This is a genomic window from Jatrophihabitans sp. (assembly GCF_051960575.1).
In the GTDB taxonomy this organism is placed as follows: Bacteria; Actinomycetota; Actinomycetes; order Mycobacteriales; family Jatrophihabitantaceae; genus JBQCEE01.
Genome location: NZ_JBQCEE010000157.1, coordinates 1 through 9,178, shown reverse-complemented (window position 1 = coordinate 9,178; position 9,178 = coordinate 1). Strand labels below are relative to the sequence as shown.

The 9,178-nt window shown below is 73.4% G+C and carries 7 protein-coding genes and 2 pseudogenes; 2 read left to right on the top strand and 7 right to left on the bottom strand.

What is annotated here, in order from left to right; genetic code table 11:
• Both ACTHMS_RS08945 and ACTHMS_RS08940 read right to left on the bottom strand, forming a co-directional pair.
• Nucleotides 1-548, bottom strand: a pseudogene (locus ACTHMS_RS08945) (hypothetical protein); the annotation flags it as partial.
• Complete coding sequence (locus ACTHMS_RS08940) at nucleotides 545-1,813, bottom strand: glycosyltransferase family 4 protein (RefSeq protein ID WP_440306313.1); 1,269 nt, start codon at nucleotides 1,811-1,813, stop codon at nucleotides 545-547. The pseudogene ACTHMS_RS08945 and the gene ACTHMS_RS08940, both read right to left, overlap by 4 nt.
• A 91-nt stretch (nucleotides 1,814-1,904) precedes the next feature.
• Here ACTHMS_RS08940 and ACTHMS_RS08935 point away from each other — a divergent pair, with 91 nt between their 5' ends.
• The gene (locus ACTHMS_RS08935; RefSeq protein ID WP_440306312.1) at nucleotides 1,905-2,492 is read left to right on the top strand and encodes an arsenate reductase/protein-tyrosine-phosphatase family protein; all 588 of its coding nucleotides are present in this window, start codon (nucleotides 1,905-1,907) and stop codon (nucleotides 2,490-2,492) included.
• 7 nt (nucleotides 2,493-2,499) lie between these two features.
• Nucleotides 2,500-3,027: a peptide deformylase gene (gene def / locus ACTHMS_RS08930; protein WP_440306311.1), complete on the top strand. Its 528-nt coding sequence runs from the start codon at nucleotides 2,500-2,502 to the stop codon at nucleotides 3,025-3,027.
• On the opposite strand, the gene ACTHMS_RS08925 is transcribed toward def, so the two are convergent.
• The 5 genes and pseudogenes from ACTHMS_RS08925 to ACTHMS_RS08905 all read right to left on the bottom strand — a co-directional run.
• Nucleotides 3,011-5,281, bottom strand: coding sequence for a hypothetical protein (locus ACTHMS_RS08925; RefSeq protein ID WP_440306310.1), 2,271 nt, complete (start codon nucleotides 5,279-5,281; stop codon nucleotides 3,011-3,013). The two genes, def and ACTHMS_RS08925, sit on opposite strands and share 17 nt — an antisense overlap.
• A 218-nt stretch (nucleotides 5,282-5,499) precedes the next feature.
• Nucleotides 5,500-6,519, bottom strand: a complete 1,020-nt coding sequence (locus tag ACTHMS_RS08920; protein ID WP_440306309.1) for an aspartate-semialdehyde dehydrogenase — start codon at nucleotides 6,517-6,519, stop codon at nucleotides 5,500-5,502.
• Nucleotides 6,516-7,781, bottom strand: a complete 1,266-nt coding sequence (locus tag ACTHMS_RS08915; RefSeq protein ID WP_440306308.1) for an aspartate kinase — start codon at nucleotides 7,779-7,781, stop codon at nucleotides 6,516-6,518. Before ACTHMS_RS08915 ends, ACTHMS_RS08920 begins: the two co-directional genes overlap by 4 nt.
• A 227-nt stretch (nucleotides 7,782-8,008) precedes the next feature.
• Nucleotides 8,009-8,971: a UDP-glucuronic acid decarboxylase family protein gene (locus tag ACTHMS_RS08910; RefSeq protein WP_440306307.1), complete on the bottom strand. Its 963-nt coding sequence runs from the start codon at nucleotides 8,969-8,971 to the stop codon at nucleotides 8,009-8,011.
• A 25-nt stretch (nucleotides 8,972-8,996) separates the two neighbouring features.
• Nucleotides 8,997-9,178, bottom strand: a pseudogene (locus ACTHMS_RS08905) (hypothetical protein); the annotation flags it as partial.

Here is a 9,178-nt window from a genome sequence, read left to right as displayed (position 1 = left end):
CCCCTCGCCCGCTGGCGGTGCACGTACTGCCGCACCGCGAAGCGCCCGAGCACCATCAGCACCGCCCCGAGCGGGATCGACAGCGCGAGCACCGGCCGTTCCGCGTCGGTGTCGAGCAGGTACGCGACGATGGCCACGCCACCGGCGAGGAACAACGTCGCCCGCACCACCCGCTGCAGGTCGCGCGTGCCACCGGACAGCCGCCGCGTGTCGTAGGCACCGACGCGCTGCAGGGCGAGCAGCCAGCCCAGCACCACGGCGGCGCCGAGCAGCATCCAGAGCAGCGACGGGTCGGGGTTGAGGAACCGCAGTCGCGCCGCCGTGATCGCGGCGATCGCGGCGACGGTGTCGGTGGCGACGAGCAGCGCGGCGCAGCGACGCGTCCAGCGGGACGCCCCCAGCCGGGACGGCGCCTCGGCCGGTGCCGGCCGCTCGTCGGTCGTCGTCGCGGCGGCGGCGGCCACCGTCACGGTGTGGCCCCGCACGACCAGTTCCTCGGTGGCGGGCAGCACGACGAAGCCGTCGTCCCGCTCGGCGAGACCGGTCATCGGCCCGCGCTGGTGAACGGGTACAGCGGCGAGGACGCGAAGACGAGCGGCCGCGCCGACCGGGCGCCGGAGGCGGCGGCCAGGACGGCCTCGAAGCGGTCGGTGATGCGCTCGATGTCGAAGCGCGCCCGGGCGAGGCCACGGGCCTGGTCACCGATGACCGCCAGCGCCTCGGCGTCGCGGGTGACGACCGAGAGCCACTCGGCCGCCTCGACCGCGCCGGCCGAGGTCGGCTCGCCGACGAAGCCGCCGACGGAGGCGACGTCGACCGCCGCCGGGTTGCCCTGCGGCACCAGCGCGACGATGGGCCGACCAGCGGCCATGTAGCTCAGCACCTTGCTCGGCACCGAGAACTTGGCGGCGTCCGGCTCGAGCAGGGTGACGACGGCGTCGGCCGAGGCCAGCACCTCCGTCATGTCCTCGGCGGGCTGGAACCCGAGGATCTGCACGTCGCGGCGGTGCCCGGCGGCGGCGCGCAGGTCGTCGGCGCCGACCCCCTCGGACACGACCACGAGGTGCGCGTCGACCCCCCGCGCCTTGGCGGCGTCGAGCAATTCGAGCAGCAGCAGCGGGTTGTGCTTGCGGCCGAGCGTCCCGGCGTACAGGAGGCGGACGGCGTCCCGGGGCAGGTCGTGCTGCTTCGCCCATCGGTTGTCGCGGTCGGCGGGCACGATGTCGTCGAGCGGCGCCCAGTTCGGGATCACGTGCACGTCGAGCGGCTCGACGCCCCAGGCCCGGTACTGGTCGACCATCGCGTCGGTGATCGCGACGACGGCGTCCGCGTCGCCCACCTGCAGCTTCTCGAGCCACTCGACCCAGCGGCGTCCGGCCGTGGCGGCCGGGCCGGGCAGGCGGCGCGCCACCTCGGCACCGACGCCGAGGCTGTAGAGGTCCTGGTGCCACAGCACCCACGGCTGGTGGCGGGCGGCGAAGAAGCGGCGCATGCGGGCCAGGGTGAACAGCGGGACGTTGCACGCCACCACGGCGTCGAACTGCTCGCGCTCGAGCTCGCGCTGCCACGCCGAGGCGTACGCCCACTCGAAGCGGGTGCGCAGCAGCGGGTGGTACTTGTGCATGGGCACCGTGGCCTCGAGACCCTCGATGCGCAGCGTGGGCGCGTCGTCGGAGGTGACGCGCAGGCGGCCGTGGCCGGTCACGAACTGGGTGCTGTAGCCGTGCAGCACCGAGTGGCCGCGATCGGCGAGGGCACGGGACAGCTGCACCTGGAACGGGTGACCGCTGAAGTCGTGGATGTTCAGCCGCATGGCCTGCCTAACGAGCCACTCACGAAGTGGTTTCGGTCGATCGCGAGGTGGTTTCGGACGGCGCGCCTGGTTTCGGTGGGACCATGGCGGGGTGCCGGTTCTCCTGTTCGTGTGCACCGGCAACATCTGCCGATCGCCGGCCGCGGAGGCGATGCTGCGCGCCTGGACGGCACCGGGCGCCGACCTGGTCGTGACCAGCGCCGGCACCGCCGCGGTGATCGGCGCACCCGTCGACGCCCCGACCGCACGCCGGCTGACCCGCCTCGGCGTGGACGCGTCCGGGCACCGGGCCCGGGCGCTGACGCCGGCCATGATCGGCGGGGCCGACCTCGTGCTCACGGCCGAGGTCCGGCACCGCGACCTGGCCATGACGGCGGCGCCCGCGGCGTTCCGCCGGATGTTCACGATGAAGGAGTTCGTCCGCCTCGCCGCGCACGCGCGCGCGACAGGGACCCTCGCCCCCGGCGACGCGGTCGACCTCGCCGCGCTCACGGCCGCGCTGGCCGACGCCCGGGCCGCGGCGGGCTCGGTACCGCCCGGCGCCGACGACATCGCCGACCCCTTCCGCCGCGGTCGCGCGGCGGCGGCCCGGGCGGTCGACGAGATCGCCGACTGCGTGCGTGCGACGATCACGGCGCTCGGGCTGCCGCCCGCCGCCGACCTGCCGACCGTCCCGTGAGGAGCCCATGACCGCGCCGAAGATCCGGATCTACGGCGACCCGGTGCTGCACCAGCCGGCCCGTCCGGTCACCGAGTTCGACGACGCCCTCGCCGCGCTGGTCGACGACTTGTTCGCCGCGATGCGGGTCGCCGAGGGCGTGGGTCTGGCGGCCCCGCAGATCGGGGTCGATCTCGCCGTCTTCGTCTACGACTGCCCGGACGAGACCGGTGAGCGCCAGGTCGGCCACGTCGTGAACCCGACGATCGAGGTATCGGCCGAGCGGCAGGGCGGCGACGAGGGTTGCCTGTCGGTGCCCGGGCCGTACCACGAGCTCGAGCGGGCGGCGTCCGCCACGGTCACCGGCGTCGACCGCACCGGCGCGCCGCTCACCGTCAGCGGCACCGGCTTCTTCGCCCGCTGCCTGCAGCACGAGACCGAACACCTGCACGGCGTCCTGTACGTCGATCACCTGCCGCGCAACCGCCGGCGGCGGGTGCTGCGCGACATGGAGCCCTACGAGTGGAACGCGCCGATGGTCAGCCGACCCAGCTGAGCTGCACCCACCCGTCGCTGCCGGCGCCACCGGCACCGCCGTGGGCGGCGCGCCCCCCGGCGCCGCCGCCGTTGCCGCCGCAGCCCGGCTGGGTGGGACGTGCCCCGGTGCCGCCGTTCGCGTTCGGCATGGTCGCCGCACCGGCGACGGCCCGCGCGCCCGGCGAGGTCGAGGCGGTGCCGCCCGAGCCACCCCGCGTGCGGGTCGCGTCGCCACCGGCCGCACCGCCGCAGACACCGGTGGGCGCGGGCAGCGCGTTGCCGCCGTTGAGCCCGCCGCAGCCGGGCAGGCCGTTGACGCCGACGACGTCGGCGCAGCCGACCGCGCCGGCACCGTTCGCCGGCACGGCAGCGGTCATGCTGCTGCCCGGCGCGCCGTGGCCGCCGCCGCCGCCGGTCGCGGCGAGCAGCACCGTGCCGGCGCCGCGCCGGACCGTCGTCGTGCCGCCGGCGCGCCCGGGCGCCCCGCCGTTGCCCGTGGCGCGTGAGGTGGCCGCGCCGCCGCCACCACCGACACCACCCGCACCGACGGAGACGGTGATGACGTCGCCGGGCGTCACCGGTACGACCTGATCGAGCGCGAGACCGGCACCGCCACCCGCGCCGCCGTGCGCGGACGGCGCACGCGACGCACCACCGATCGTGCCGCCGCCACCGCCACCACCGCCGGCGCCGATCGCCTGCACCCGCAGGCTGGTGACGCCGTCGGGCACGGTGAAGCGTCCGCTCGCGGTGAACGTCGCGGCCCGCAGCTGCGGCAGCGCGGCCGGCGGCTGCGTGGTCGCGGCCGCGGCGGTGACGGCGGGGAACCAGTCGGTGCCGTCGGTGACCTCGAGCTGCCGGGTGTCGGTGTTGAGCCGCAGGCTGCCCGCCGTCGCCGGCGTCGGCGCGGGCCGGTCGGCCGTCGTCCCGTAGCCGGTCGCCAGCAGGTGGCCGGCGTCGACCCCGAGCACGCCCGCGGCGCGGCGGTCGAGCGCGACGTCGCCGCTCCAGTCGTGGCCGCTGCCCCAGGTGCGGCGTCCGGAGGCCGCCTCGACGACGTGGAAGCCGGTGCCGGCGGCGGCGAGGCTGACGTAGGCGAGGTCGCCGGCGGCCGAACGGGTCGAGACGAGCGGCTCGCTGAAACTGGTGTTGATCCAGCTCTGCGGGTCCATCGCCGTCTCGGTCGTGTAGCGCTGCTGCACCGCCTCGTACACCTGACCGCCGCGCACCTCGATGTGCGGCGTGCCCGAGCGCAGCGCGAAGGCCGCCTGCAGCCCGTTGAAGCGGGTGACACCGTCGACGAGCACGTGGCAGGCGTCGTCGACGCGAAGACCGGTGTCGGACGCGGGCGAGGCGCCCGAGCCGATGAGCGCGTCACCGATCGAGATCTGGGTGGCCCGGCCGGTGACGTCGATGAGCGGCCCGGCCATCGCCCCCTCGGTCCAGAAGGCGGTGTGGTGGAACTTGACGTCGTAGGCGGCGTCGATGAGCGCGAGCCCGGTGCCGACAGTGCCGCTGGTCTCGACGATGCACTGCTCGAACATCAGGTCGGCGGGCGTCGGGTACGGCCCGCCGGGGACGTCGTGGGCGAAGTGCAGGTTGTAGCGGCCGGCGGCCGCGAACTCGCAGCGGCTGAACAGCGCGCCGCCGTAGCCCTGGTCGAGCAGCAGGGCGTCGCGGGCCGCGCCCGCCGCCGAGACACCGGTCCAGACGTCGTTCTGGGCGGCGAGGGCCACGATGCCGTCGCCGGCGGACGCCCAGACGGTGATGTCGCTGAACATGCGGCCGCAACCGCCGAGCCCGCCGGTGCGTGCGAACGGCCGGGTGGCGAGGCTGCCGGCGTCGACCCGGAATCCCGACGAGGTGCCGCCACCGCGCGAGAACTCGACGCCGGCAGCGGAGGTCGTGCAGCGCAGCACGGTGGCCGACGCCCCGAAACCGCCACCGGCGCCACGCAGGTCCTGCCCGTCGCCGACGAGCAGGCGCCCGGCGAGTTGGTAGGTGCCCGCCTGCAGCAGGAGCACGCCGGTGTCGGGCATCGCCGCCTGCAGCGCCGCGGTGTCGTCACTGCCCGACGGCGGCGGGGCGGTCGTGACCGCGGTCGCGGCGACCGTGGCGGCGGCAGCGGGTGCTGCCACGGCGAGCGCGGCCACCCCCGCCCCGGCAGCGGTGACCATGCCGGCCCGCAGCACCGTGCGCCGGTCGGGTGCGGCGTGGGCCGCCGGACGCGGGCGCGGCCGCAGGTGCGGCAACGGACGCGGGCTGGAGGACATTGCGTTCAGCCTCGGCCACGCACGGAACGATCTTGGACAGCGAAGTGCCCGATTCGCCCAGACAAGGTCGGACTCGTCCCGGGACCAAGATCCCGAACCGGGGAGTCGACGGAGGTGGGCACGTCGATCCGTTCGGCACGGGACGTGTCGTCCCACAGTGCCCGATGGGTCGGGAATTTCGACCCGGCCGACCGCTTGTGCGGAGGCCGGCCGGCGTGTTAGCGCAGCAGCTCGGCGATCTGGACGGCGTTCAGCGCCGCGCCCTTGCGCAGGTTGTCGTTGCTGACGAACAGCGCCAGGCCGCGCCCGTCCGGCACGCCCGGGTCCTGGCGCAGGCGCCCGACGTAGCTCGGGTCGGCGCCCGCGGCCTGCAACGGCGTCGGGACCTCGGACAGCTCGACGCCGGGCGCGCCGCTGAGCAGCTCGACCGCCCGGGCGACCGACAGCGGACGCGCGAACTCGGCGTTGATCGACAGCGAGTGCCCGGTGAAGACCGGAACCCGCACGCAGGTGCCCGAGACGAGCAGCTCAGGGATGGCGAGGATCTTGCGCGACTCGTTGCGGAGCTTCTTCTCCTCGTCGGTCTCGAACTCGCCGTCGTCGACGATCGAGCCGGCGAGCGGCAGCACGTTGTAGGCGATGGGGCGGGCGAACTTCGCCGGCTTCGGGAAGGTGACCGCGTTCCCGTCGTGCGTGAGGCCGGCGGCCTTGTCGACGACGGCGCGCACCTGCTCGTCCAGCTCGTCGACGCCGGCGAGGCCCGCCCCGCTGACGGCCTGGTAGGTCGAGACGATGAGCCGGGTCAGACCCGCCTCGTCGTGCAGCGGCTTGAGCACCGGCATCGCCGCCATGGTCGTGCAGTTCGGGTTGGCGATGATGCCCTTGGGCGCGTTGCGCACCTCGGCACCGTTCACCTCGGCGACGACCAGCGGCACCTCGGGGTCCATGCGCCACGCGCTCGAGTTGTCGATCACCGTGACGCCCGCGGCGGCGAACTTCGGCGCGAGCTCCTTGCTCGTGGCGCCACCCGCCGAGAACAGCGCGATGTCGAGGCCACGCGGATCGGCGACGGCGGCGTCCTCGACGCGGACGTCGACGCCCTCCCACTCGATCGTGCTGCCCGCGCTGCGCGCGCTCGCGAAGAAGCGGATCTCGTCCACCGGGAACGACCGCTCCGCCAGCAGACGGCGCATGACCGTCCCGACCTGCCCCGTGGCCCCAACGACGCCGACCTTCATCGACCGGTACCTCCGTAGACGACTGCCTCTTCCTGGTCGCTGCCGAGGTCGAACGCGTCGTGGACGGCGCGCACGGCGGCGTCCAGGTCGGTGTCGCGGCAGACGACGGAGATGCGGATCTCGGACGTCGAGATCATCTCGACGTTGATGCCGGCCTCGGCGAGCGCGGCGAAGAACTTGGCCGACACACCGGGATGCGAGCGCATGCCCGCGCCCACGAGCGAGAGCTTGCCGATGTGGTCGTCGTAGAGCAGGTCCTCGAAGCCGACCGAGCCCTGGATCTTCTTCAGCGCGGCGAGCGCGGTGGGGCCGTCGGTCTTCGGCAGCGTGAAGCTGACGTCGGTGCGGCCGGTGCCGCCGGTCGAGATGTTCTGGACGATCATGTCCAGGTTGATCTCGGCGGACGCGAGCTCCTGGAAGATCGCCGCGGCCTCACCCGGCTTGTCGGGCACACCCACGACGGTCACCTTGACCTCGCTGCGGTCGTGCGCGACGCCGCTGATGATCGCGTCTTCCATGAGGTCCTCCATGTGACCGGCGACGGTCGTCCCTGACTTGTTCGAGAACGACGAGCGGACGTGGATCGGGATGCCGTAGCGGCGGCCGTACTCGACGCAGCGGAGGTGCAGGATCTTCGCGCCGCTGGCCGCGAGCTCGAGCATCTCTTCGTAGGTGACCGTGTCGAGGCGCTTCGCGTTCGGGACGATGCGCGGGTCGGCGCTGTAGACGCCGTCGACGTCGGTGTAGATCTCGCACACGTCGGCCTGCATCGCGGCGGCGAGCGCGACGGCGGTCGTGTCCGAGCCACCGCGTCCGAGCGTGGTGATGTCCTTGGTGTCCGGGCTGACGCCCTGGAAGCCGGCGACGATCGCGACCTTGCCCTCGGCGATCGAGTTCACCACGCGTCCGGGCGTGATGTTGACGATCCGCGCCTTGCCGTGGACGGCGGTCGTCAGCACGCCGGCCTGCGAACCGGTGAAGCTCTCGGCGTGGTAGCCGAGGGAGTTGATCGCCATCGCGAGCAGCGCCATCGAGATGCGCTCGCCCGCGGTGAGCAGCATGTCGAACTCGCGGCCGGACGGCACCGGCACGATCTGCTCGGCCAGCTCGATCAGCTCGTCGGTGGTGTCGCCCATCGCGCTGACCACGACGACCACGTCGTGCCCCTCGCGCTTGGTGGCGACGATCCGCTCGGCCACGCGCTTGATGCGCTCGGCATCGGCGACCGACGAGCCGCCGTACTTCTGCACGATCAGGCTCACGGTCTGACCCTTCACATCGGCGGCGGTGTCGACTGAAGCCTCAGTCTACCGGCCGGGCACCGCGCGTTTGCGCTCATGAGCGGCCGCCCGGGCTTTGTCCCGCAGCACCGGCACCCCACCGGGCGTTGTCCCGCAGCACCGGGACAACGCCGTCGCTTTTCCCGGCTGGGCGGGGCAAGGCCGACCGCGCCCCGGCGTTCCGGGGCAACGCGGTGGGATCTCCCGGCTCAGACGCCGGCGAGCTTCGCGCGGAAGTGGTCGACGGTCCTGGCCAGGCCCTCGTCGAGCGGGACGGTCGGGCCCCAGCCGAGCGTGGTCTGGGCGCGGGTGATGTCCGGGCGGCGGCGCACCGGGTCGTCCTGCGGCAGCGGCCGGTACTCGAGCTTGCTGTCGCCGCCGACCAGCGCGAGCACCTTCTCGGCGAGCTCGAGCATGGTGAACTCGCCGGGGTTGCCGAGGTTGATCGGCCCGGTGACCTCGTCGGGCGAGTCCATCAGCCGGATGAGTCCCTCGACGAGATCGTCGACGTAGCAGAACGACCGCGTCTGCTGCCCGTCGCCGAAGATCGTCAGCGGCTGGCCCTGCAGCGCCTGCACGATGAAGTTCGAGACGACCCGGCCGTCGTCCGGGGCCATGCGCGGGCCGTAGGTGTTGAAGATCCGCGCGACCTTGATGCGCAGCTGGTGCTGGCGCCAGTAGTCGAAGAACAGCGTCTCGGCCGCCCGCTTGCCCTCGTCGTAGCACGACCGGATGCCGATCGTGTTCACGTTGCCCCAGTACGACTCCTCCTGCGGGTGCACCGCCGGGTCGCCGTACACCTCGGACGTCGAGGCGAGCAGGATCTTCGCGTTCGTGCGCTTGGCCAGCCCGAGCATGTTGATCGAGCCGTGCACACAGGTCTTGGTCGTCTGGACCGGGTCGCGCTGGTAGAACACCGGCGACGCCGGGCAGGCGAGGTGGTAGATCTCGTCGACCTCGATGTACAGCGGGAACGTGACGTCGTGCCGCATCAGCTCGAAGCGTGGCTCGTCGCGCAGCTCGAGGATGTTGTCGCGCGAGCCCGAGTAGAAGTTGTCGACCACGACGACGTCGTCGCCGCGCTCGAGCAGGCGCCGGGTGAGGTGCGAACCGATGAAACCGGCGCCGCCGGTGACGAGCACGCGCTTGGGCCGGCCGAGGAGGGACGTCACCCGGGCAGCCTAGGACAGGACGCGATCACACGCTGGCTGCGAACGCCGCCTCAAGGATGTCGAGCCCCTCGCGCAGCAGGTCGTGCCCGATCACGAGCGGGGGCAGGAACCGCAGCACGTTGCCGAACGTGCCTGCCGTCAGCGTGACCAGCCCCTGCTGGTGGCAGGCCGCGCGCGACATCGAGGGCAGCATGCGGCCACGGCTCG